Source organism: Psychrobacillus sp. FSL W7-1493, from assembly GCF_038004905.1.
Taxonomy (GTDB): Bacteria; Bacillota; Bacilli; order Bacillales_A; family Planococcaceae; genus Psychrobacillus.
Genome location: NZ_JBBOSB010000001.1, coordinates 601,448 through 625,699 on the forward strand (window position 1 = coordinate 601,448; position 24,252 = coordinate 625,699).

A 24,252-nucleotide genomic window follows, 5' to 3' on the forward strand; every position below is an offset into this window, starting at 1 on the left:
AAATATCCCGAATAAAGGGCTGATACAAGAGGGAAAGAGAGATATGATTTCGGTATTTAAGTTTGTTGTATGTAGTTTAATAGGGATTTTCAGCTTTTTTGTTACTTTTACGTATAACGGAAAATCTTCCATTTTACTTGATCATATCGTAACCTGGCTGTCCACAAATGTTCCAACACTGGTAACGGTCTATATTGTCCTTATGCTTGTAGCTGGCGCCGTATATCCTTTTTTTACTAAAATATGGAATAAAGATAAGGTCAGTATTATCATGTCTTTCTTTAAAATTATTGGTCTAGGGGTAGGGATAATGCTATTGATAGGTGTCGGACCTGCTTGGCTTTTCGACCCAAGTGTAGGCCCATTTTTAATGGATAAGCTCATTAAGCCTGTTGGAGTTCTAATTCCAATTGGCGCTATTTTCTTAGCACTACTCGTCAGCTATGGCCTGCTTGAATTTATAGGAGTGTTTATGCAACCTATCATGCGACCAGTTTTTAGAACTCCAGGTCGCTCAGCAGTAGATGCGGTTGCCTCTTTTGTAGGAAGCTATTCAGTTGGCCTATTGCTAACGAACCGAGTTTTCAACCAAGGGAAGTACACAATCAGAGAGGCAGCGATTATAGCAACTGGCTTCTCCACCGTGTCTGTGACCTTCATGGTCGTGATTGCAAATACATTAGACTTAATGGCTTTTTGGAGCTGGTTTTTCTGGGTGTCGCTTGTCGTAACATTTTTAGTGACAGCTATCACTGCCCGTATTTGGCCTTTAGCAACGCTGAAGGATGAGTACATTGTAGAGGAAGGTGACCCGGAGGTAATTGTAACTGAGAATCGACTACAGACAGCATGGTCCGAGGCAATGCAGGCTGTGCGAACGAATCCTCCTTTATGGAAAAACCTATTACAACATTTAAAAGAAGGATTATTGATGACAATGAGTGTACTGCCATCCATTCTTTCAATTGGACTTTTAGGATTGCTCCTAGCTATGTACACGCCAGTGTTTGATTGGATGGCGTATATTTTCCTACCTTTTACATGGGCTTTGCAAATACCAGAACCATTGCTTACGGCAAAGGCATTGTCTGTTTCTATTGCAGAGATCTTCCTTCCAGCGTTATTAGTTACTTCTGCTACAACTATGACGAAATTCATCGTGGCTGTTGTGTCGGTGTCGGCTATTTTGTTTTTCTCGGCTGTTATTCCAGTCATTCTCTCTACAGATATTCCACTGACAATCCGTCAGATGGTGATTATATGGTTCCAACGAGTTGTTCTAACTTTAATCATTGTTACACCAATCGCATTTTTATTATTTTAAAGGGAGTGTTGTGTGATGGAACATGTTATGCAAAATATTAAAGCACCAACAGGAAACCAGCTTTCCTGTAAAGGATGGACGCAAGAGGCTGCTATGCGTATGCTCATGAATAATTTGGACCCCGAGGTGGCTGAAAATCCAGATGAGCTAGTGGTGTACGGGGGAATAGGAAAGGCAGCACGAAACTGGGCGAGCTTTGAGCAAATAATCGAGTCACTAAAAAAGCTAGAAAATGATGAAACGTTACTCATTCAATCAGGTAAGCCGGTAGCGGTGTTTCGTACGTATGAGCACTCGCCACGCGTTCTCATTGCCAACTCTAACTTAGTACCAGCTTGGGCTAACTGGGAGCATTTTTATGAGCTAGAGGATAAGGATTTGATGATGTATGGCCAAATGACTGCAGGTAGCTGGATATATATTGGTGCTCAAGGAATTTTGCAGGGAACTTATTTGAGTTTTGTGGAGGCAGGTAAAAAGGTGTTTGGTAGTGCAGACCTCCGCGGAAAACTAATTTTAACAGGTGGTATGGGTGGGATGAGTGGTGCTCAACCATTAGCAGGGAAAATGGCAGGGGCAGTGATCTTGGTTGTAGAGGTCGATAAAAAACGGATTGAACGGAAAATGAAGGAAGGCTATTGCGATTATTTAGTAGAAGATTTAGATGTGGCACTGAAAATGGCGAAGGAGTTACAGGATAAGAAAGAGCCAGCATCCATTGGGTTAGTTGGAAACTGTGCGGATATCTATAGAGAAATATATGAGCGTGGAATCGTTCCAGATTTAGTGACAGATCAAACAAGCGCACATGATCCGTTAAATGGATATATTCCAAATCATATGTCTTTAGAAGAGGCACTTAAGCTTCGTAAGGAAGACCCAAAGGCATATGAGCATAAGGCAAAACAGGCTATGGCAGATCATGTTCTGGCCATGCTCGATTTCCAAAAAGTTGGATCAGAGGTGTTTGATTATGGTAATAACATTCGGAAGTATGCACAGGAGATGGGTGTAGCGAATGCTTTCGACTTCCCGGGATTTGTGCCAGCTTATATTAGACCTCTGTTCTGTGAGGGGAAGGGCCCTTTCCGCTGGGCTGCATTGTCCGGGGATCCAGAGGATATTTTAAAGACGGATGCGCTGGCTAAGGAAATGTTTGCAAAAGATGAGGCGCTTGTAAACTGGATTGATATGGCACAGAAAATGGTGAAGTGGCAAGGTCTCCCTGCTCGAATCTGTTGGTTAGGCTATGGTGATCGCCACCGCTTTGCGCTAAAGGTAAACGAAATGGTCGCTTCAGGAGAACTTAAGGCTCCCATTGTGTTTGGGCGAGACCATCTAGACTCAGGCTCTGTAGCATCCCCTAATCGAGAAACAGAGGGAATGAAGGACGGCTCTGATGCAGTTTCTGATTGGCCGATATTAAATGCATTAGTGAATGTGGCTGGTGGAGCAAGCTGGGTGAGTGTACATCATGGTGGTGGTGTAGGCATGGGTTATTCACAGCACGCAGGTCAGGTACTCGTGGCAGATGGTACCGACATGGCTGCAGAAAAGATTAGCCGAGTACTTATATCAGATCCTGGAATGGGTGTTGCTCGTCACGCAGATGCCGGTTATGAGATTGCTATAAAAACTGCCCAAGAGAAGAATGTTCATATACCAATGCTAAACAAAAAAGGATGAGGATAAATGACATTACTAATCACAAATGCCAACCAATTAATTACACTAGCATCGGCTAGTAAAAAAGCACGCACAGGAAAAGAAATGAGCGAGCTTAACATTATAGAAAGTGGAAGTATGTTAATAGAAGATGATCGCATTGTCGCTGTCGGTACAAAGGAAGAGCTTCAGGAGCAGCATCCTGAGCTCATCAAGCAAGCACAGATTATAGATGCATCAGGCCATATAGTTATGCCGGGTCTAGTAGACGCCCATACGCATCTTGTCTTCGGAGGAACTCGTGAAAACGAATTCCAAATGCGTTTAAACGGTGCTACCTACATGGAAATCATGAATGCTGGTGGAGGAATTCATGCGACCACAAAGAAAACGAGAGAGTCATCGTTCGATCATTTATACGAGAAAACATATAATCATCTAAATGATTTTCTTCGCCACGGGGTAACGACGGTAGAAGCGAAAAGTGGCTACGGGTTGGACTGGGAGACCGAGCAAAAACAGCTACTTGTTGCAAAGAAGCTTCAGGAAAATCATCCGGTCGACGTTGTTCGAACGTTTATGGGAGCCCATGCGGTACCTGCTGAGTACAAAGCAAATCCAGATGCGTTTGTCGATCTGATTGTGAATGATATGATTCCAATGGTTGTGGAGCAACAGTTAGCAGAGTTCAATGATGTTTTCTGTGAGAAGGGAGTATTTACTCCAGAGCAGTCTCGTAGGATTTTATTGGCAGGCAAGGAGCACGGGCTTATCCCTAAAATTCATGCAGATGAAATTGAACCATATGAGGGGGCGGAGCTAGCAGCAGAGGTTGGAGCCATATCTGCAGAGCATTTATTGGTAGCATCGGATAAAGGAATACAAGCAATGGCGAAGGCTGGAACTGTTGCTGTTTTATTGCCAGGGACAGCATTTTTCCTGAAGGCAGCTTCTGCTCGCGGAAGGCTAATGATAGATGAAGGGGTGCCAGTTGCTATATCCACTGATTTTAATCCAGGTTCTTCCCCAACAATATCTATGCCTTTTATCATGAATTTAGCGTGCATGAACATGGGTATGACAATGGAAGAGGTAATCACTGCGACTACTATTAACGCAGCCTATGCTATTAATCGTGGAGATGAGATCGGTTCTCTAGAGGTGGGTAAGAAGGCAGACGTACTTATTCTAAATGTAGCAAACTATCAGCAATTGCAATACTTCTACGGTATGAATCATACAAAAACTGTTATCAAAAATGGAAAAGTAGTTTTGGACAACGGAGTGATTACCGATGGACTATAATAAAGCTCCGATAGATCACTCGCCATTTGATTGGCAAAGGACAGTACATCAGGATATGAAAGTAAAGGATTGGATAGTTCCTCAGTGGCAAAGTGAGAAAAAAGATTGGAATGTAGTGCTTCTAGGAGCACCGCTTTCCAGATCCTCTATTAGTGTTTCAGGAGCCTCCGAGTTTCCAAATGCCTTTCGCCAATCGTGGGAAAAATTCTCAACCTACTATATTGATGAAGATATAGATATTCGTGAGTTAACCGTAGCAGATATCGGAAATGTAAAGATGCATGTTACTGATATTTTGCGCTGCCATCAACACATCGAGGATGCGATGGAGAGTGTCGCAGAGACTTATCCAAATGCACTGAAGGTGACCATTGGTGGAGACCATTCGGTAACGGCAGCAACTATTCGTGGACTAAAGAAGGTAATGCCAGAGAAGAAGATTGGTATTTTACAGTTAGATACTCATTTGGATTTACGTTCAACAGATGACCACGGTCCGACAAACGGAACCCCCATTCGTCAATTAATAGAGGGTCGAGTGATTGAGGGAAAGCATGTCTATAATATTGGATTGCATGGGTTTTATAACGCTCCTTCTCTAATCGAGGCAGCAAACGATTATGAGGTTCATCGTATTCGTTTAAAGGAACTGCGTCAAAAGGGCATCGAGCAAACGATACAAGATATACTATCCGTTTTGATGGAGCAGGTAGACTTTATTTATGTAACGGTTGATATGGATGTTCTGGATATTTCATACGCTCCTGGTGTTCCAGCCTCTACACCAGGTGGCATGAGATCTGATGAGCTATTCGAAATTTTGTATGAGGTCGGGAAATGCGATGGAATAGGAGCAATCGACTTCGTATGCATTGATCCAACAAAGGATAATTCGGTGCAGGCAACTGTAAAGACAACAACCTATGCCTTTTTAACATTTTTGGCATCTTTTTACCAGCATCGAGTGAAGAAATTTGAGGCCTTATAAGGCTACGATGATGCAAAGTCAGATAGAGAACTGTTTTTAAAGAAAGCGTTTGGCTGCCTCTAGCCGAACGTTTTTTTTGAAGAGACCCAGCAGCATGTCCATCTTTTTAGATAGGGGTAGCTTTATAGTGACTTTTAGTTATATGTTCAGCCATGAATAAATGGATTTCTTTGAATAATAAACTGAAAAATTAATCTTTTTTATATGATTTCGCGTATAATAATAGTAAATGGGACAGGGAGGAATTGTATGATTAAAAGGATATCCACTGCGTTTACCCAATATAAAAATAAAATTTCAAGGTTTGCAGAATCCATTTTTATTCTAGGTGAGAGGACAAAGGAAGAAGTCACGGAAGAGAGTCGAAGAGCCGTCCGACATATGAAAAGGATGTATCAGTATGATTGGTATGTAGATTTTAAGAGTCAATTTGAACAGGATTGGGATCATCACCCGGAGATTTTACAATTTATGAGCGGAGTAGACGTTAAATCTTTAAACAACGAGGAGAGCAAGAAGAATTTTTTAGAAAGCTTTCATCAGCTATTGGAGAATTTAAAATGGACATAATAAGCTAATCCAAAAAGAAACGAGATTTCGTTATCCTTTTTGGATTTTTGTTTGTATATACATAGTGAGGAAAAAATCATTCTATATGAGCCATCGCAGAGCCCATACGAAGGGAGAAAGTGTCCCATAAAGCAAGTCATAGCGCCCATAAAAAGGAGAAAATCGCCCATAAATTCAACTAGCGCCCGTAAATAGGCGTATGGAGCCCATATGAAGGCAAGAAGTGTCCCATAAACCGAGCTGCAGCGCCCATAAAAGTGAGACATAAAATTGACTACCAATCCCGATAGCAAATAAGACAATATCCCACGAAACAGCGGTGATCATCTAAACAACCAACCTTAACCCAGAATCCATGCTAGACATAGGTTTAATAAAAAAGACTGGTGGTATTTGTAATTAATACTACCAGTCTTTTGATATTTTTATGTTGTGGAATTAATATACATTTGATGAATTATTTCTCAGTCTAGTATGATATAAAGTCTTTCCTTTCTCTGAATTTTTTAGTTGTTTTGAACGAAAACTTCTATTTTTTTATTTAGAGGGTTTGTTTTTTGAAGTTTTGGGGCAATACTCTAAAGAGTTTACGAAAAGAGGTACAAAGGAGGAACTTTATGTTCAAGGTTAGGACTATTTTATTTGTAGTGCTAATGATGTTGACCACAAACACAGTAGCGCATGCAGAGAGTCTATTCTCCCCTATAACTCAAGAGGATGAATCGATTTTTCTTACCGACACTTCACACCACAGGAATCTAGTAGACAAAAAAGCTGACTTAGAGAGCGATATGGACGACTTTAATATACACTTTGATGACTTATATGCAATGAAATTGCTTATGAAGCTTCGTTCTGAGCCAGTAACTTATACGGTTGCCGAGGGGGACAACCTCTATAGAATTGCCCTTGCAAATGATTTGTCACTCAATGAACTTATGGATATGAATAATATAACAGGAGATTTAATATTTCCGGGAGACGAACTCATTGTAAAGCAGGGGACAGGAGACTTAGAGGACACACCGAAAAGACAAGTAATGGGAGTTACTGCTCCACCAATTGAACCAGTAGCTCCAAGTGCAGCTTCAACACCGAATACAGCTTCTACAAAAGTTGCTACATCAGCGCCAGTTGTAACAGCAGAACCTAAAACAGAAGGCTCTGTTGAAATGACGATGGAAGCCACAGCATACACAGCCTACTGTACAGGATGCTCAGGAACGACTGCCTATGGAATTGATCTAAGGGCCAATCCAAATGAAAAGGTAATAGCCGTTGACCCTCGTGTTATACCCCTGGGGACAAGGGTATGGGTAGAGGGCTATGGTGAGGCAATCGCTGGAGATACTGGCGGGGCTATCAAAGGGAATAAAATTGACGTATTTATCCCATCCTATGATAATGCAATACAGTGGGGTAGAAAACAAGTTAAACTCATCATATTAAACTAACGTAAAAAACCCATGTAATTTTACATGGGTTTTTATAGTTACATACTATATAAAAAGTACTTGAGAAGATGAATAGAATAAAGGATAATGAAAAATTAATACCTTAGTAAAGGATGTTATACTTTATGGATAAAATACAAACGAAAAAGTATCATAAACCACAGGAAAATAAAGGTCGACTGCTAGTGAAGTGTCCTGATAAACCTGGAATAGTGGCAGTATTATCGACCTTTTTATACAAGCATGAATGTAACATTATTGAGTCTAGTCAGTATTCAAGTGACCCAGAAAACGGAACATTCTTTATTCGCATTGAATATCACGGTGGTCAGCTGGCTGAACGGGCTGCACAAATGGAGAGTGATTTTAAAGAAATTTCACTTGAGCATGGAATGGAATATAAGTTTTCTTATCCTGCAGAACGCATTCGATCAGCAATTTTTGTATCCCGAGAAACTCATTGCTTAATAGAGCTTTTATGGGAATGGCAAAATGGGGACCTCGACACAGATATAGTGGCAGTCATTAGTAATCACGAAACTGCCCGTCCAATGGTAGAGGCACTAGGAATCCCCTATCATTATATTCCGGCTAATAAGGATATTCGTAAGCAGGTGGAGAAAGAGCAAATCCACTTGATGCAGCAGTATGATGTAGACTTACTTATTTTAGCTCGATATATGCAAATACTAACTCCAGATTTTGTTGCTCATTTTGAGAGTCGCATTATTAACATTCATCACTCATTCCTCCCAGCTTTTATTGGAGCAGGGCCATACGAACGAGCATATGAGCGTGGAGTAAAGCTAATTGGTGCCACTTCTCACTATGTAACGAACAATTTGGATGAGGGACCTATTATTGAACAGGATGTGGAACGGGTAGACCACCGGGATGATGTAACGGAACTTAAGAAAATTGGACGTAAAATCGAAAGACGTGTACTTGCGAGAGCTGTAAAATGGCATCTTGAAAACCGAGTAATCGTAGAGGGCAATAAAACCATTGTATTTCATTAGAGTGTAAGATAAGAGAGCTTCTGATGTTGGATAATACCAGCCGAAGAAGCTCACTTTTTTTTATTTAAAATAAAAACTCTAATTTCATACTCCACGATAGGTGATTTACAACCTGAACGATGTGTAGTAATATCGATATTGATAATCAATATCAATTAGATGGAGAGGCAGTTTATATGATAAGTGATAAGTACAAAACGTTTATAGCGTTGGCACAGAATAAAACATTTACGGAAACTGCAAAGAAACTATATTGCTCCCAGCCTACGGTCACACAACATATTAAACAGTTGGAGATCGAGCTGAATTGTCAATTGATTAATAGAAGAAAAAATCAAGTTGAGCTAACAGAGCAGGGCGATATAGTATTGTATTATGCTAAACAAGTAAAAAGATTAGAGAGCAAAATGCAGAGTGATCTAAATGAATCTTTACAAGAAGAAAATACGGTACTCTATATTAGTCAATACATAGCAAATTATTTTTTTTGCGAGTTATTTGATGCAGAAAATATGGCGTGCAACCACTGTCCCTATGAAATTAATAGCTATTGTTATAAAGATTTGAAGCAGTGTTTGCTAGAAAAAAAGACAAATTTTGCGATTATGCCCATTTATGAGGATGATCACACCGTCTTAAATAATTTTGATGTCGATATTTTATTTGAAGAGGAATTTGTACTTGTTATGCCTGAGAATCATCCGTTAGCTAGTCGGCAAACTATTTATGCCCGAGATTTAAGAAATTTACCGATATTGCTTCCGCAAAGTTTTTATTTGAGTCAACATATCAAACAAGCTATCGAACAAAAAAATGTGCCGGTATATTACATGCAAATGACCAGTTTTGAACTAATAGTTAAAGCTATTCAGCATCAATTTGGAATTTCCTTTTTACCCTCTAAGTTAATGGAGAATGGATTGGAGGGACTTACGGTAAAAAAAGTAAAGGGCCTGACGATTAAACGCAAGAATGGTATAGTGTACGATCGTAAACAACCGTTATCAACTGCCGAACAATCATTTTGTAATCATATACGAAAAAATTTAAAGCTAAAATCCTCTTAAGGCATACAAGAGGATTTTAGTTTTTTTCATAGATAGATGATAAAGGTAAATGTCGTCATGGAGCCTACCAATAGATTTATATTATTATCTGAGTGAATCAATTTCATAATTTCTATTTTTAGCTAAAAACACGAACAATTAATAGAGAATAATGAAGTTAATATGCTTTTATATGTATGAAGTAGAATTGATTTCCGCGCATCTAGCGGACGCTTTCCGTAGGGTGAGCGATAAGCCATCACCGTAGCTTATGCGCACGATGTGATGGCTTATCTATCTCACTCATCCCTACTTGTTTCGCCGCCTGTCACTTCAATAAACAATTAGAAAATGTTCGTATTTCATCGGTAAAGCCTATTTATGAAATTGATTCATCTAGCACAATTATTAGAAATTCTAATAATTGTATAACATATTTTAATAATGCTCTTTTCATCCTAGAGACTTCAGTTAAAATGGTTAATCATATTTTTGGTGATATTGATAATCATTCTCAACCTTGATATATTCAACATGCAGTTTGAAATAATATTGTAGGAGGATAAGAATGAAACAGTTTTTTATAAAGTGTTGCTTGCCAACATTAACGATTTTATTGATGTTTGTTTTGGTAGCTTGTTCATCAAATGAGAAAGGCGTGAATGATAGTAGTGGACAAGAAAGCGAGCAGGACAATAAGAAATCTGTTCAGTCACAGCAATTAGAGAATTTAACGATTGGTCTAACGAATGATGTAGGACCATTAAATATTTATACAGGAAACTTAGATTGGTTAACGGATTTAGTTTATGATAAATTATTTTCTCCTTCCCCATATGTAGAAAAACCAACGCCGTGGTTAGCAGAGTCAGCAACACAGATTGATGACACTACTTGGGATGTGGTAGTTCGAGATGGTATTAAGTGGCATGACGGTGAAGAGTTCACAGCAGAAGACGTAAAATTTACATATGAGTATTACCGTGATGGTCCAGCAAATCGTCATACCCATCATGTGAGCGAAGTACCGAAAATCGACACAATCGAGGTACAGGAAGACGGTAAGACAGTACGTTTTGAGTGCGGTTATCCATGTCCATCACTTTTAACTATAACCTTTGCAGACTTACCAATTTTACCAGAGCACATTTGGAGCAAAGTAGAAAATCCACGTAAACACACGGAACTAGCGGTAGGTACAGGTCCTTTTATATTAACGGAATATGTAACTAACCAACATTATAAATTGAAAGCAAATAATGATTACTTCATGGGGCAACCAACTGTTGCAAATCTAACGCTTCCGATTATTTCGGATGCAACTGCAATGTTTAACTCACTGAAATCTGGAGAGGTTGATGTTTCTTCACGTCCAGTACCAGCAGAGCTCATTTCTACTTTTATCAATGATAATAATTTCAAGCTAGCAGAAGCATCTGCATTATCTATTGTTCAGTTCAATTTAAATTACGGAATAGAGCCTTATGACAATCCAGAATTCCGTGAAGCAATGTCACTTGCAATCGATCGCCAGGCGATTGTTGACACGATTTTATTGGGTCAAGGACAAGCAGGAACAAAAGGCTATCCACACCCAGCATCTCCTTGGACAAATCCAGATTTGTCAACACCTTATGATTTAAAGCAGGCTAAAGAAAAATTTGCTGCACTTGGATATAAAGACACAAATGGTGACGGTTTACTCGAAACAGCAGATGGGGAAGTTCTCACTACAACGATTAAAGTATCTTCGGGCGAACCAATATTTGTTAGAACAGCAGAATTAATGGCGGAGCATTTCACGACAAACGTGGGAATCCAAATGAATGTTCAAGCATTAGATGCTACAACATTTGCTGCTCATTCAAGTGAAAAGAACTATCAAGCTACGATAAGTCTGATTGGACCGCATGGCGTAGCCGATCCAGACCAATTTATTATGTCTCACCGTTCAGGCTACTTATGGACAAAAGAGGTTGCCTACCCTGAGATGGATGCATTAATCTCTGATTGGATGGCAGCAACTGACATTGAAAGTCGTAAATTGATTTCTTTTGATATGCAAAAACAATACAATTCACAACCAACATCTATTGCATTGTACTATCCAAAAGAGGTATATGCATACAACGCAGAAGTATTTGATCAGTACGTAGAATCATTAGGCTACGGCATCATTAATAAATATTCATTTTTATCGAAAGATGTTCAAACAGCCGTTTCAGCAACAGAACCAGTATCCATAAAATGAGGTGGCAAAAGTAAATGAACAGAACGTCTTCGATTATTGGAAAAAAGTTCATTCAATATGCATTGGTGCTTTTGGTGGCAATAACGATTAACTTCGTGTTGCCACGCTTCGCCCCTGGCGACCCGTTACTATTTTTCTTTGACGAAGGCACGCTAAGAGAGCTTTCGGAGGAACAAAAACAGTCAGTGCTTGAGTCAGTTGGACTCGGTGGTTCGCTATGGGAGCAATATATAAATTACATAAGTGGAATATTTACATGGGATTTAGGAACGTCTATCAAACATGCACAGCCAGTTGTTCAAATGATTGGTGAACGTTTGCCATGGACTCTCATTTTGATTGGACCAGCAATGATTTTAAGTACGATTATTGGGGTGATGTTAGGAGCTTACTCTGCTTGGAATCGAGGGAAAGGACGGGATATCACATTTTTAACAACAATGTTAACTTTTCAAGCGGTTCCTGGGTTTTGGATAGGTATGCTTTTTATAGCTATTTTTGCTGTTCAACTGGGGTGGTTTCCAACATACGGTGCTGTCTCAATAGTACAGGATGGGACAACGATTGGTTTCATAAAAGATGTAGTATGGCATCTAATACTACCTATTATGACTTTGAGCATCGCAACAGTTGGCTCCAATTATTTATTAACAAGGTCATCCATGTTGGAATCATTGGGTCAAGATTACATATCCATGGCGGAAGCAAAAGGTGTACATAAAAGAACATTGATTTTTAACCATGGTTTGCGAAATGCTCTGTTACCGATTTATACACATTTTACGATGACTTTAGGGACGCTAATTGGTGGTTCAGTCGTTGTTGAAACTGTATTTTCATACCCAGGCATTGGCCGATTGTTATATGAAAGTGTTGTTGCAAGGGATTTCCCAATGATGCAGGGTGTGTTTTTAATGATTACGATAGGTGTAATTGCAGCGAATATTCTAGCAGATATAACGTATCCACTTATTGATCCGCGGGCAAAATCAACAAAGTTAACGAAGGTGGGACAATAATGCGCAAGGCAACGAAAATTATTGGAGTCATAGGTCTCATTATGTTTAGTTTTGTACTGTTATTCGCTATTTTAGGTCCACAATTCATACCATATGATGCATATAAACAAACGGGTCCCTCGTTTGCTGCACCTAGTAGTGAGCATTGGTTAGGGACAAATGACATGGGACAGGATATTTTAGCGGAGTTAGCTGTAGGAGCAAGAACTTCCTTATTTATTGGAATTGTGACAGCTGTGCTAGCGACCGCAATTGGTGGTATTATCGGTGTCCTTTCAGGCTATATTGGCGGTTGGTTTGAAACTATTGTCATGCGCTTTATAGACGTTGTGTTAACTTTGCCATTTTTACCACTTATGATTGTTGTTGCTGTTTATCTTGGCCCTGGGGTTTTTACACAAGTGTTCGTTATTACTCTCGTCATGTGGGCTGGCAAGGCCCGTCAAATTCGAGCTCAGACGTTATCCATTAAAACGGCTGGTCCAGTACTAGCTGCTAAAACAATGGGAGCGGGGAATTTTTATATTTTTAAAAAGCATATTTTACCTGGAGTATTTCCATTATTTATTCCTCAATTTGTTGGAGCAGTTAATGCAGCGATTTTGCTGGAATCATCGCTAAGCTTTTTAGGGATGAGCGATCCGACGATGAAAAGCTGGGGAAGTATATTGTATTACGCGAATAGTCGAAGTGCCTTCTTAACAGAAGCATGGATGTGGTGGATTATTCCTCCAGGCATTTGTATTGTGCTAGTTGTACTTGCGTTTTCGTTTATGGGCTATTACTTAGAGGAGAAAGTAAACCCTCGTTTAGGTGATTATGTTGCTGTTAAGAAACGACCGAAGAAACGGCTTGTTCAAAACGATGTATTGGTACATCAACAGATAGCTTTAGATGTAGAAAATTTAACGGTTCAATTCCCTAAAAATGGAGCGTATTCAACCGTTGTATCGGGTGTTAGCTTCCAAGTCAAAACAGGTGAAGTACTTGGTATTGTCGGAGAATCGGGCAGTGGAAAAACAACGGTTGCTTCTGCTATTATTCAGCAATTGAAATCATCTGCACATGTACCGAATGGTTCCATTTATTTTGAAGGAAAAGATTTGCAGTTGTTTAGTGATGAAGAGATTCGCAATGTTCGGGGGCAGCAAATTGGCTATATTGCGCAAGCCGCGATGAATGCATTAAATCCTGTATTATCTGTAGAAAAACAATTAAAAGAAGCAATTTTAGCACATCAAAAAATGTCAGTGAAGGATATAAACCGACGTATCGACGAGGTTTTAATCCAGGTGGGGCTTGATCCGAAATGGCGTTCTGCCTTTTCACACGAGTTGTCAGGCGGGATGCGTCAGCGTGTCATTATTGCAATGGCACTGATTAATAAACCAAAATTTGTAATTGCTGATGAACCGACAACCGGGTTAGATGTTATTGTGCAAGTAGAAATTTTACAGCTACTAGCTAAGCTTCAAAAAGAGCTCAATTTATCGATGATATTCATTTCGCATGATTTACCGGCTGTATTATCCATTACAGATCATTTAATCATTATGAAGTATGGACATATTGTTGACGGTGGTCCATCCATAGAACTTGCGGAAAATTCCACACACCCATATACACGGCGACTAATTGATGCAATACCGTTATTAAAACAGAAAATAAAACCAAAGGAAGTTGAATATGAGTACGCTAGTCAAAGTTGACCATCTGATGAAAATATATGGACATTCAAAGAGCGATAAAGTTGCGGTATTAAAAGATGTGTCATTTTCATTTGAACAAGGAGAAATTATTGGACTAATTGGTGCTTCAGGTGCTGGTAAAAGTACAATTGGTAAAATATTGGCGGGCTTAGAGGAACCAAGTAGTGGCAAAATCTATTTTGAAGATATTGAACTGACAACATTGAAAGCTAAGGAACGTCGAAGTTTTGCAAAGCATATTCAAATGATATTCCAAGATCCTTATGAATCATTGTCATCACGGATGAAAATTTTTGAGCTAGTGGAGGAGCCATTAATTATCCAAAAAATAGAGCCAGTAAAAGAGAAACGATTAAAAATGGTGAAGGAGGCATTAGCTTTCGTTTCATTAGATCCTGATAAATACTTGAATCGTTACCCACATGAATTATCAGGAGGAGAACGTCAGCGTATCGGTGTAGCGCGCGCATTTGTTTGTAAGCCCAAACTGATTATTGCGGATGAGCCTACCTCCATGTTAGATACCTCTCTTCGGTTGGAGCTAATTCAATTATTGAAACGGATGAATGAACAATTCAATATTTCCTACATTTTTGTAACGCACGATATAGCATTAACGAACGGTTTTTGTGATCGCATTATTGTTTTGCATCAAGGAGAAATTGTCGATGAAGGTCCGACTGAACAAGTGATTAACGAACCAACTCATCCATTTACAAAATCACTTCTTAAAGCACTATTAATACTTGAAAGACAGGAAGGAGTATTTTCATCATGAAAAAAGATTATATTATTGTTCATTCTTGTAACGTATTTTCACAAGGGAACCCATCTATCCCAGAGTTTGAAGAGCAATTTGATATTGTCGATATGTACAAACTACATGAGAAGGATTTAAAAGATTATAAATGCATGATTATTACTAACTTTGTTGACCAAGATTATTTATACGAACATCGTAATATTATTGCAGGATTTTTAGCAGATCGGAAAATTGTTTGTTTCTTTGGCAATTTAGTTACAGAATGGCTACCGGGTGCAAAACCATTTATCCCAAAAGAAATTCACAGTCATATGGATTATGATATTTCCATCGCGAAGCCCCATCCCATCTTCGAGGGTGTATTAGAAGAGGATATGACAGTTAATAAAGGCGTGAAAGGGTTCTTTGCACGTGGCCATCATCCATTACCTACTGGAGCAGAAGTTTTATTAACACTGCCTGGAGGAGAGCCAGTAACGTATATTGACCGTGAAACAACAGAGGGCACCATTTTAGTTCACTCTGGAGGAAATTTGTTTCAGTATGTACGTATGCAAAGAACCGGGGAGAAAACAACAGAGCGTATTTCACCGCAAATTATAAGATGGACACAAGAAGAATATAAACGTTTACAACAGGGAGTGATTATAGATGCGTAATATTGCTGTAATGTATGGTGGAAGTTCACAGAATTCCCGGACGTATAAGACTTCAACATTTGGTAAGTATATCGATCAGCTAATCCCCATTCGCCAGTTTGCTGAAGCATCGCTCGCTGAATATGATGTATTAATTATTCCATCACAGACTCATACTCGTTTATTAGATGAAAACATACATAAAATTTATGAATTTGCCAATGAGGGAAAAATTGTGGTGACAATGGGGCCACAACATCGTGAATGGCTTCCTGCACATAAGTGGGAATTCCGTCCAACCAACTTTTGGTGGTGGAGAGAGCCAGGAGCAGACAGTGGATTACGTTTACCGGGTAAAGAGCATGACTTATTCCGAAATTATTTAACCTTAGCAGATGCAACTTGGCATCAGCATGGGGTTTATTGGCCGACAGAGGGCTGTGAAACATTAGTTTCTACAGTAGATGGTGGGTCGGTGTTATATATTGATCGTGTAAATACTGCTGGGGTTTGGGTAAATACAACACTCGATCCAGATTATCATTTTGGCTCGTATTTTATGCCAGCAACCGAGCGATTTCTAAGTGGCTTATTTCCATGGTTGAAGGAAGGTCAAATTTAAGATGATTCGCATTACAGATGTATCAAAGCGTTATGGTGATATGGAAGTGTTGTGTAACATTCATTTTCAATTAATGAAAGGCGAATTCGTTTTTTTACGTGGGCGTTCAGGCTCAGGTAAGAGTACCTTATTGAAGCTGCTCTATCGAGAAGTGGATGTGAGCGGGGGAGTGATAGAATTTGACGGTGTACCAATAAACACGATGAAAAAATTTGAGCTACGCCGCAAAATAGGGATAATCTTTCAATCATTTGAACTTATTGAGCAAAAGACAGTAATCGAAAATGTTATGTTGGCGGGAAGAGTGCTTGGACGCCCGTTACATGAAATGGAATCAGAGGCATTACGATTAATTGAGCGAGTTGGCCTGACGGATAAAATAAATGCCTTTCCACCGGAGCTCTCGGGCGGTCAGCAACAACGTGTCGCAATTGTACGTGCACTACTTAACAAGCCTTTGTTATTATTGGCGGATGAGCCAACTGGAAATTTAGATAACGAAACGTCTGATGAAATTATGGTGTTATTAGATGAATTACATAAAGAAGAAAATATTGCAATTTTAATCGTGACACACTCCGATAGACTGCTGAGTTCTGTTGCAAAATGTTGGATGATGGAGGACGGTAGATTGTATGAACAAGCATCATTTTAAATATATGATGGAGGACATTAGGTTAGGGCTAACACGAAATAAAGGTAGTGCGATTGCTTCAATCGTCTTGCTGTTCATAGCCTTACTGTTGATTGGTTGTTTGTTATTAACACGCTCTTTCGTTCAAGATGCTGTCGATTATGTGGAGTCCCAGCTAGCCATGAAGGTGTATGTGGAGGATGGGCTAGTGGAAGATGTGGCAGTGATTCTAGAAAAACAGAACTATACTCATAGTGTTGAAATCGAAACAGGTGAGGAACTCATTGGAGAGCTTGCATTTTTCTTTCAAGGAAAGGAGCACTTACTAGATACTTTTACAAATGGAAGTGTAGAGGATGCTGTTAAATTTCAAATAACGGACAAATCACTGATGCCGGTGATTGCTAAAGAGCTAGAGGCAATTAAAGGTATTAAAAAAGTAGTTTACCCACAGCAAATGGCTGAAATTTTGTCAAAGTGGATTACAAAAATGGAACTGTACGGAACTATTTCCCTCATCATTTTTTTAGCTTTGGCATTTGTTATGGTATACATCACGTTCCATTTAGCGATGTATCAGCGGAACCGGGAGTTAAAGGTGAAGTTGCTTTTAGGTATTGATCCACGATTAGTAAGCTTGCAGTTTTTACTTGAGGGTGTTTTGTTAGGCATAGCAGGATCGTTTTTAGCAGCATTAGTTGTTACTGCATTTCATCGGACTATCTTTCAAAAAATTCAACAGGCAGTTCCATACCTTGGAAGCTTAAACTTATCGGACTTAATCGGGACGATTATTATTCAGTCTGTAATAGGTGTGTTGTTGAGTCTAGCGGCAAGTTATCTATCTACAAGAAAGTTGATCCGACATGTGTAAACGTATAATTTGTATTGCCGGATTATGCTGTCTATTGGGATTACCTGCTTATGCTCATTTAACTGGGGCATTTGCTGATTTTTTAGGGATTGTTTACGATGAATCAACCATTGAAAAACTTCAAATTGATCTGCAACGGACAAAGACAGAAATGGAAGAACTTGAACCTAAAATTGAAGCAGCAGAAAAAGAATTTACAAATGATCAGCAAATGGCAATTGAACAATTGCAATTTTATTCCGAAATTGGATTAGATACGTGGTTAGCCTTCATGCAACAAGGTGCAGATATAACAGATTTACTTGGAAATCAGTGGGTGATAGAATCCGAAATTGAAAGTTACCTAGTGGATTTGAATGGTTTATATTTACAATACAAACAACTACTCATTAGCAAGAAAACTCTACAGGGCCATGAACAGCTACTACAAGCAATCGAAAAGAATCTAAGCGCACGAGAAGACTTTCTTCAGGAAACAGCAGGTCTTGAATTAGATATAATAGCAAATTATTTAGACATTGATTGGACAGCCGAAGTAGAAGAACATATTATTGAAGATTTACAAAAAGACACGGAGTTAGTAGAAAAGAATTTACTAAAATGGGTAAAAGAGTCACCGACGCTCCCTTATGAATTAAATGAGGAATGGCTAAATGAACAAAGTAATCTTCACTATTATTTTCGCAATGACCATGTATATGTTGAATACGAGTTAGAATATGCACACGTTCTCCTTTTGGGACAGGTATTGCAAAACGGAGCAGGAGACGCAGCTAAACTTGTCATAGAAGCTGGCTTTTACAATGGATTCTTCTTACCAGAGGAACTGCTAGAAGAGCTACCGAGTTTCACTCTAGAATATGAGAAAGTACAAACACTTAAAGCTATACAGCAGCCATATTTTAAACAATTTAATGGAGGCTTGTTGTTATATACAAAAGAGGGGTGAGTGTATGTTTAAAAAAGTAGGGATACTGTTTTCTATATTGATACTTACAACAACACCAGCATTTGCTCATGTTATGAATGAAACAAATTTACTAGAAGATTTGTCCATTACCGAAGCAGCGCAAGAGGTAGTATTACTTTCAGCACTAGGTGTGATTCCGTCTCAAGATATGGAGCAAACATTTCGACCTCTAGACACACTAACTGCTAGGGATTTGGCGGGATGGATTGGTTATTATAATAGATTGGAAGGGAAAACCTTAAATGAATTGTCTAAAGCAGCAGTAGAGGAAGGGTTAATATCAACGATGGAAGGAAATGCAACGTATTCGTTAGTAAATGAAGCTTTCTTTTTAGGTGAATTACAATTAGAGAACCCAAATGAACAGCTGACACATGATGAATTTGCTAAATTTGTTGCTGCTCATGTACATAAAAAGGTAAATGGTCTTTCATTAATGGACAAGGCAGGCTTTACGTCTGGTCCCACAGGAGTTATTGAAAGGGTTGAGCGAAAGACAAAGAAAACGCCAAAAGGTGAGAACGTGAATGTCTACCAGTTAACAATCGATGGTAAATTGTTTGAGCTAGGTCTTCACCCTCGAGCAATTGCAGATTCAGTAGATCCGCTCGTTTGGCAAGGTCAACATATTGCAGAATCATGGTACGGTTCAAACTTCGATACAGATACTGCTAGGCATCTGCATCAGGACGAAAATAAGGCTAGCAATGAGCAACCGGTGGGTATCTCAGAAGATACAGTAGCTGACATTGCACTACAATTCATTGTTATTGGTGATCGTTCGGTAAAACCTGTATTTCAAGCGGAAGAAAAAGCATTCACAGAAGAACAGATTCCTCAAATTGTAGAAACAGCTAAACTAGATGAACAGTTATCATCACTAACTACTCAACCAAAATCAGTAGAAGAGTCTTCTATTTCTACAACTAACAAATCGGGCTTTCTAGCAATAGGCATCGTTCTAATAGGTGGCTTACTAGCATTTGGATTTCATAAACGCAAAAACTCCTTAAAGTGAAAGAAATTTATTTGAAGTGAATAGGCTAGACAAAACTATCGTTTAAATATAAAAAACGTGAAATCGAAAGCTGGACTGCTCCCTGTCAAGTAAACAGTAGAAATAATAAAAAATGAACTAAGCGGCTTGAGCTCTGAATTCTAGAGGGCTCAGGCCGTTTAGTCGTTTTTGATAACGTTGATGATTGTAAAAGTAAATATACACATCAATTGCTTTTCTTAATTCCTCAAACGACTGGAATTCCCGTAAATAATACATTTCTGATTTCAGTGTACCCCAAAAATTCTCGATTGGAGCGTTGTCCAAACAACGGCCAACTCGAGACATACTGTGCGTCATTTTAGCGCCATCTACGATGCGTTTAAATCCCTTCGAAGTATATTGAAAGCCACGATCACTATGAATCATCGGGAAGGCACCAGTTGGTAATTGCTCTATCACTGGAATAATCGTGTCAAAAACTAAACGATTATTATTGGATTTACCTAGTTTATAACCAACAATTGACCCATCGTGTAAATCAATAATCGCACTTAAATATGCTTTTCTTCCGACACCATATTTGAATTCGGTAATATCTGTACACCATTTTTCATTGGGCTTAGAAGCCTTAAAATCGCGATTTAAAAGATTTTCTGCAACGTGCTGTGGTGTAGATTTCTTATATCCTTTTCGTTTTCGACGAATGACAGATTGTATTCGATACATACACATTAAACGGTAAATTCGTTTTTCATTGTACGTAGGTAAGCCTGCCACTTCACGATAACGATTGATCGTCATCGTCATACGACGGTATCCATAGATCCCATCAACCTGGTCATACAGTAGGCGAATCCCCTCTATTAAAGCTTCGTTTTCTTGTTCGCGATTTGATGAGGTGCGCGCGCACCATTTATAATAGGCAGCACGTGAAATTTTAGCGATTTTACATAAGACGGTAACCGGAATATGTTCCTCTGTATGTAGTTCTCGAATCGCTAGATAACGCTGTTGTAAACGATTTCCTCTAACTTTTTTAAGAATAAGTTTTCTGCACGCAAGCGTTCCATTTCACGTTCCATTTGTTGCATGCGTAATTTTCTTTTCTCTTCTTCTGTTAATTCTTCCATTGATTTCGTGCGCCCACGACGGTCTTTTAATGCCATTTCGCCTGCTGTTTCTAATTTCTTCACCCAGCTATACACTTGTTGATACGAAACCCCATATTTTTCTGCAGTTGCTTGATAGTTTCGTTGATTGATTAAGCAATATTGTGCAATTTCAATGCGTTCCTCTACCGTTGTTGGTCTACCTTTAGTCATAGTTTCACTCATTCCTTTTCCTGAGTCTTTTAATTCGCTATGACTATTATACTTGCGAATCCAACTATACAAAACAGAATCACTACTCACTTGATATTTTGAGAGTATTTCATTAATGGTTAATCCATCACGGGTGTAATCTTGTACCGCAGCTTCCTTCAGTTCTTTTGAGTAAGGTTTCCAAGTTTTTGATTCCTTCAAACCCTCTAATCCTTCAGCTTTATATTTCACTTGCCAACGGTAAAGTGTGGTATAGGTCAATTCATGCATTCTACAAATTTCTTCTAATGTATATTCTCCATCCTCTAACAGTTGGAGAACGGTTAATTTTTGTTCAACTGTATGCTTACTTCGCGCCATAAAAAAATACCCCCCAACAGATAAACAGATTTTTGTTTTTTCATCTGTCTACCTATTGGGGAGCATATCAAGCAATGATTTCACGTTTTTTTCTGTATTTTAAAAAGAGTATCAGGTCTTTTCTTATATATTACCTTTAGCTAGCCATGGCAAAAATCCGTCTAGGAATCGCTCGGTTGCTGGCATGAAGTAGGAGCCAAAATGATAGTCAGGATCTAGGGTAGTAATAATCCAAGTACCCTTTGTGCTCACCTTGTCAACGTAAAGAACAGCTCCGCCATCCTCGGTCGTAATAAGTTTTTGAGCGCCTTCCACTGGCCAAAACACACCGTGCTGATGCCACGTCGCATCTCGCAAAGTTATATAGTTGAATAAATCATATTCTGGATCAGCTAGCACTAGTCCACTTTTTGCATCCTTTTCGAGCCACCACCAGAAATTAGTTTCTCGTTCCTCCCATTTTTGATTTGGGAGCCATTCCCACGGTTGCGGTCCAAAGGCTACAACGATCCCTCCCGCATTTGCAAAAGCATGAATTTTCTCCTTCGCAGCCTTCAATAAATGTTCATTTAATTGAGAGGGGACAAACAAAACATCTACCCCTTCCAATGAAGTATTCTGGAAGTCTGGAAAATATATTAGTCTGTCGATATATTGTTTATATTTTGGTTCATTGAATGTTCTTTGATGAGGTGCATGTCCACTATAAATTACAGCAATTTTTCTCATTTGGAGCTGCCCCCTTTTTGTAATTCTTTATATTCATCTTGGATCCATTGTAAGAGCTGAATGCTGATTCGATCCGTCGTTTTATTTTGCATGCGATGAGCAAAAAGATCTCGACCAGAATGAACTAAAATTGTTCCGTTCGTTGACTGACGATCTATATATGTAATAGGCATTCCATCGCGGAAAGTTAAAAGCACCTCCGCACCATTTGGAACAGGGGAGTGAGTCACTCTTGCGAAGAAGCCGGCCACTCCTTTATTGTAGGTCATATCATCGGTGTCTACTCCCTTAAAAATAGGATGATCTATTTTCTTAAAAACATTGTAATCTTCATGGCTTTCAATCGTTCTAGGTGTAAAGATAGGACAACCAGGAAGCCATTCTCTAAATAAGTGCCCACCGAATATGACAACTTTCCCTGCTTCTAAAAAGTCTTCTATAATTGCTTTATGTTTATATAAGTACTCTTGATCTGCAAAATCGTGCACGACTATACAACAGTACGGCTCTAACGGATATTCGGTTAATTGATATTGATCGATAATCGTAAAATGTTCGTTCATAAAAGAATTGGTACGGTTGGACAATCCAAACGCATGACCTGGATCCAAGTAGAGTATGTTATTTATGTTAGTCAAAAAGAGCCCTCCATCGTTTGAAATAATTGATAACTATTCTCATTTATTTGCATCATATCATATCCACAAAAAAATTAAAAAGGCAAAATTTTACTATATTGCATTCTGAATATTGTTTTTTTAATAAGCATTCTTGACCTTTTGGGAAAATTATTATAAGTTAGTTAGGAATTGAAAATGATTCTCAATGAGAAATGGAGACAAATATAATGAAGAAACGACCATATAGATACATAATTGCCTCCGCTTCTATTGCGTTATTACTAGCTGGTTGCGGTAGTAATAATAATGAAGTGGAAAATAAGGATTTAGAGGCTAGTCAAGAAACAAAGATAATTGTAGACGAATTAAATAGAGAGGTAGAGATTCCTGGAAAGCTAGACAGCATTGTAATGGGAGGGATACTACCGTACTTCTCCACATGGTTTATCGCTACCAATTCTACTGAAGAGATTGCAGGGATTCATCCAAACTCTTATAATGCAGCTTCTCATTCTATTTTGAAGGAAATTTCTCCATCTATACTAGATGCTAAAACGAACTTTATTGAAAATGGTGAAGTAAACGTGGAAGAGTTACTATCTTTAGATCCAGATGTATATTTTGAGATAGCTAACCAAGAGAAAACAGTGAAAAAGCTTGAAGATACGGGAATTACAACTGTTGCTTTAGACACTGCAACAGATTCACTTAATCCGTTAGATACATTAAATCGTTGGTTAACTCTGACAGGAGAAATTACAGGTATAACAGATCGACCTGCTGAGATTATTGCAGAGGGTAAAGAAAACCAACAAATGATTTACGATACGCTCGATGAAGCAGGTGTCAAAGAGAAGGACATGCCACGAGTGATGGTATTGCAATACCATAATGATGGAGAGATTTCTGTAGCAGGAACGGGAATGCACGGAAACCGTTGGCTGAACTCCACTGGCGGAACAGATGTAGCAGCCGAAGAGGTCGATGGTATTAAAGCAGTAAATATGGAGCAAATTTATAAATGGAACCCTGATATCATTTATATTACTAATTTTACGGAAACTCAGCCTGAGGACTTGTATAACAACGTTTTTGAAAGCCAAGACTGGAGTGAAGTAAAGGCCGTTCAGGATAAAAAGGTTTATAAAATGCCGCTCGGTATCTATCGCTGGTATCCACCAAGTGGAGATGCACCATTGATGCTAAAATGGATGGCACAAAAAAATCATCCAGAGCTATTTACGTATGACATGAACGAAGAAATAAAAGACTATTACAAACGCTACTATAATTATGATTTAACTGATACACAAGTGGAAGAGATCTTAAATCCACCATCGGAAGCAGCAAAATACTAATACAAAGGTGTC

The 24,252-nt window shown here is 38.9% G+C and carries 22 protein-coding genes; 19 read left to right on the top strand and 3 right to left on the bottom strand.

Annotated features, from left to right (window positions below; genetic code table 11):
* Positions 1–43 precede the first annotated feature (43 nt).
* The 18 genes from MKX96_RS03080 to MKX96_RS03165 all read left to right on the top strand — a co-directional run bounded on the left by MKX96_RS03080 (position 44) and on the right by MKX96_RS03165 (position 19,869).
* Positions 44–1,324 carry a YjiH family protein gene (locus MKX96_RS03080; RefSeq protein WP_340881870.1) on the top strand — a complete coding sequence of 427 codons (1,281 nt, stop codon included), beginning with the start codon at positions 44–46 and terminating at the stop codon, positions 1,322–1,324.
* 15 nt (positions 1,325–1,339) lie between these two features.
* Positions 1,340–3,010 (top strand): urocanate hydratase, encoded by a 1,671-nt coding sequence (gene hutU, locus MKX96_RS03085; protein ID WP_340881871.1) that lies wholly within the window; start codon positions 1,340–1,342, stop codon positions 3,008–3,010.
* Positions 3,011–3,016: 6 nt separating this feature from the next.
* A complete protein-coding gene (gene hutI / locus MKX96_RS03090; RefSeq protein ID WP_340881873.1) occupies positions 3,017–4,294 on the top strand; it encodes an imidazolonepropionase in 1,278 nt (425 codons plus the stop codon).
* Entirely contained in the window at positions 4,284–5,282 is a 999-nt protein-coding gene (locus tag MKX96_RS03095; protein ID WP_340881874.1) for an agmatinase family protein, read from the top strand. Before hutI ends, MKX96_RS03095 begins: the two co-directional genes overlap by 11 nt.
* A gap of 249 nt (positions 5,283–5,531) precedes the next feature.
* Entirely contained in the window at positions 5,532–5,852 is a 321-nt protein-coding gene (locus tag MKX96_RS03100; RefSeq protein ID WP_340881876.1) for a hypothetical protein, read from the top strand.
* Positions 5,853–6,469: 617 nt separating this feature from the next.
* Positions 6,470–7,306 (top strand): 3D domain-containing protein, encoded by an 837-nt coding sequence (locus MKX96_RS03105; protein ID WP_340881878.1) that lies wholly within the window; start codon positions 6,470–6,472, stop codon positions 7,304–7,306.
* A 125-nt stretch (positions 7,307–7,431) separates the two neighbouring features.
* On the top strand, positions 7,432–8,325 hold the full coding sequence (gene purU / locus MKX96_RS03110; RefSeq protein WP_340881879.1) for a formyltetrahydrofolate deformylase: 894 nt from the start codon (positions 7,432–7,434) through the stop codon (positions 8,323–8,325).
* 176 nt (positions 8,326–8,501) lie between these two features.
* Positions 8,502–9,392 (top strand): LysR family transcriptional regulator, encoded by an 891-nt coding sequence (locus MKX96_RS03115; RefSeq protein ID WP_340881881.1) that lies wholly within the window; start codon positions 8,502–8,504, stop codon positions 9,390–9,392.
* 547 nt (positions 9,393–9,939) lie between these two features.
* Positions 9,940–11,622 carry an ABC transporter substrate-binding protein gene (locus MKX96_RS03120; RefSeq protein WP_340881882.1) on the top strand — a complete coding sequence of 561 codons (1,683 nt, stop codon included), beginning with the start codon at positions 9,940–9,942 and terminating at the stop codon, positions 11,620–11,622.
* 14 nt (positions 11,623–11,636) lie between these two features.
* Positions 11,637–12,641, top strand: coding sequence for an ABC transporter permease (locus MKX96_RS03125; protein ID WP_340881884.1), 1,005 nt, complete (start codon positions 11,637–11,639; stop codon positions 12,639–12,641).
* Positions 12,641–14,350 (top strand): dipeptide/oligopeptide/nickel ABC transporter permease/ATP-binding protein, encoded by a 1,710-nt coding sequence (locus MKX96_RS03130; protein WP_340881885.1) that lies wholly within the window; start codon positions 12,641–12,643, stop codon positions 14,348–14,350. The genes MKX96_RS03125 and MKX96_RS03130 overlap by 1 nt, the downstream gene beginning before the upstream one ends.
* Positions 14,328–15,128, top strand: a complete 801-nt coding sequence (locus MKX96_RS03135) for an ABC transporter ATP-binding protein (protein ID WP_340881887.1) — start codon at positions 14,328–14,330, stop codon at positions 15,126–15,128. Before MKX96_RS03130 ends, MKX96_RS03135 begins: the two co-directional genes overlap by 23 nt.
* Positions 15,125–15,772, top strand: a complete 648-nt coding sequence (locus tag MKX96_RS03140) for a phosphate starvation-inducible protein PhoH (protein WP_340881888.1) — start codon at positions 15,125–15,127, stop codon at positions 15,770–15,772. Before MKX96_RS03135 ends, MKX96_RS03140 begins: the two co-directional genes overlap by 4 nt.
* Positions 15,765–16,373 carry a hypothetical protein gene (locus MKX96_RS03145; protein WP_340881890.1) on the top strand — a complete coding sequence of 203 codons (609 nt, stop codon included), beginning with the start codon at positions 15,765–15,767 and terminating at the stop codon, positions 16,371–16,373. The genes MKX96_RS03140 and MKX96_RS03145 overlap by 8 nt, the downstream gene beginning before the upstream one ends.
* 1 nt (position 16,374) lies before the next feature.
* Entirely contained in the window at positions 16,375–17,028 is a 654-nt protein-coding gene (locus MKX96_RS03150) for a cell division ATP-binding protein FtsE (protein WP_340881891.1), read from the top strand.
* Positions 17,009–17,881, top strand: coding sequence for a cell division protein FtsX (locus tag MKX96_RS03155; RefSeq protein ID WP_340881893.1), 873 nt, complete (start codon positions 17,009–17,011; stop codon positions 17,879–17,881). The genes MKX96_RS03150 and MKX96_RS03155 overlap by 20 nt, the downstream gene beginning before the upstream one ends.
* On the top strand, positions 17,874–18,830 hold the full coding sequence (locus tag MKX96_RS03160) for a hypothetical protein (RefSeq protein ID WP_340881895.1): 957 nt from the start codon (positions 17,874–17,876) through the stop codon (positions 18,828–18,830). The genes MKX96_RS03155 and MKX96_RS03160 overlap by 8 nt, the downstream gene beginning before the upstream one ends.
* Positions 18,831–18,834: 4 nt before the next feature.
* A complete protein-coding gene (locus MKX96_RS03165; RefSeq protein ID WP_340881897.1) occupies positions 18,835–19,869 on the top strand; it encodes a hypothetical protein in 1,035 nt (344 codons plus the stop codon).
* A gap of 117 nt (positions 19,870–19,986) precedes the next feature.
* Here the strand turns inward: MKX96_RS03165 and MKX96_RS03170 are convergent.
* The 3 genes from MKX96_RS03170 to MKX96_RS03180 form a co-directional block, all read right to left on the bottom strand.
* Positions 19,987–21,533 (bottom strand): IS3 family transposase gene (locus tag MKX96_RS03170; protein ID WP_340881899.1). Its coding sequence is split into 2 segments (ribosomal slippage): positions 19,987–20,900 and positions 20,900–21,533, totalling 1,548 coding nucleotides; the frame shifts between segments, so codons are not numbered across the junction.
* A 123-nt stretch (positions 21,534–21,656) separates the two neighbouring features.
* A complete protein-coding gene (locus MKX96_RS03175; RefSeq protein WP_340881901.1) occupies positions 21,657–22,262 on the bottom strand; it encodes a hypothetical protein in 606 nt (201 codons plus the stop codon).
* Positions 22,259–22,900 carry a phosphate starvation-inducible protein PhoH gene (locus MKX96_RS03180; RefSeq protein ID WP_340881902.1) on the bottom strand — a complete coding sequence of 214 codons (642 nt, stop codon included), beginning with the start codon at positions 22,898–22,900 and terminating at the stop codon, positions 22,259–22,261. Before MKX96_RS03180 ends, MKX96_RS03175 begins: the two co-directional genes overlap by 4 nt.
* A gap of 209 nt (positions 22,901–23,109) precedes the next feature.
* Here MKX96_RS03180 and MKX96_RS03185 point away from each other — a divergent pair, with 209 nt between their 5' ends.
* Positions 23,110–24,240 carry an ABC transporter substrate-binding protein gene (locus tag MKX96_RS03185; protein ID WP_340881905.1) on the top strand — a complete coding sequence of 377 codons (1,131 nt, stop codon included), beginning with the start codon at positions 23,110–23,112 and terminating at the stop codon, positions 24,238–24,240.
* The last annotated feature ends 12 nt before the right edge of the window (positions 24,241–24,252 follow it).

What these genes read in the sequence shown, in the direction of transcription:
- MKX96_RS03080 (WP_340881870.1), top strand. Translation starts at nt 44, where the DNA reads ATGATTTCGGTATTTAAGTTTGTTGTATGTAGTTTAATAGGGATTTTC.
- hutU (WP_340881871.1), top strand. Translation starts at nt 1,340, where the DNA reads ATGGAACATGTTATGCAAAATATTAAAGCACCAACAGGAAACCAGCTT.
- hutI (WP_340881873.1), top strand. Translation starts at nt 3,017, where the DNA reads ATGACATTACTAATCACAAATGCCAACCAATTAATTACACTAGCATCG.
- MKX96_RS03095 (WP_340881874.1), top strand. Translation starts at nt 4,284, where the DNA reads ATGGACTATAATAAAGCTCCGATAGATCACTCGCCATTTGATTGGCAA.
- MKX96_RS03100 (WP_340881876.1), top strand. Translation starts at nt 5,532, where the DNA reads ATGATTAAAAGGATATCCACTGCGTTTACCCAATATAAAAATAAAATT.
- MKX96_RS03105 (WP_340881878.1), top strand. Translation starts at nt 6,470, where the DNA reads ATGTTCAAGGTTAGGACTATTTTATTTGTAGTGCTAATGATGTTGACC.
- purU (WP_340881879.1), top strand. Translation starts at nt 7,432, where the DNA reads ATGGATAAAATACAAACGAAAAAGTATCATAAACCACAGGAAAATAAA.
- MKX96_RS03115 (WP_340881881.1), top strand. Translation starts at nt 8,502, where the DNA reads ATGATAAGTGATAAGTACAAAACGTTTATAGCGTTGGCACAGAATAAA.
- MKX96_RS03120 (WP_340881882.1), top strand. Translation starts at nt 9,940, where the DNA reads ATGAAACAGTTTTTTATAAAGTGTTGCTTGCCAACATTAACGATTTTA.
- MKX96_RS03125 (WP_340881884.1), top strand. Translation starts at nt 11,637, where the DNA reads ATGAACAGAACGTCTTCGATTATTGGAAAAAAGTTCATTCAATATGCA.
- MKX96_RS03130 (WP_340881885.1), top strand. Translation starts at nt 12,641, where the DNA reads ATGCGCAAGGCAACGAAAATTATTGGAGTCATAGGTCTCATTATGTTT.
- MKX96_RS03135 (WP_340881887.1), top strand. Translation starts at nt 14,328, where the DNA reads ATGAGTACGCTAGTCAAAGTTGACCATCTGATGAAAATATATGGACAT.
- MKX96_RS03140 (WP_340881888.1), top strand. Translation starts at nt 15,125, where the DNA reads ATGAAAAAAGATTATATTATTGTTCATTCTTGTAACGTATTTTCACAA.
- MKX96_RS03145 (WP_340881890.1), top strand. Translation starts at nt 15,765, where the DNA reads ATGCGTAATATTGCTGTAATGTATGGTGGAAGTTCACAGAATTCCCGG.
- MKX96_RS03150 (WP_340881891.1), top strand. Translation starts at nt 16,375, where the DNA reads ATGATTCGCATTACAGATGTATCAAAGCGTTATGGTGATATGGAAGTG.
- MKX96_RS03155 (WP_340881893.1), top strand. Translation starts at nt 17,009, where the DNA reads ATGAACAAGCATCATTTTAAATATATGATGGAGGACATTAGGTTAGGG.
- MKX96_RS03160 (WP_340881895.1), top strand. Translation starts at nt 17,874, where the DNA reads ATGTGTAAACGTATAATTTGTATTGCCGGATTATGCTGTCTATTGGGA.
- MKX96_RS03165 (WP_340881897.1), top strand. Translation starts at nt 18,835, where the DNA reads ATGTTTAAAAAAGTAGGGATACTGTTTTCTATATTGATACTTACAACA.
- MKX96_RS03175 (WP_340881901.1), bottom strand. Translation starts at nt 22,262, where the DNA reads ATGAGAAAAATTGCTGTAATTTATAGTGGACATGCACCTCATCAAAGA.
- MKX96_RS03185 (WP_340881905.1), top strand. Translation starts at nt 23,110, where the DNA reads ATGAAGAAACGACCATATAGATACATAATTGCCTCCGCTTCTATTGCG.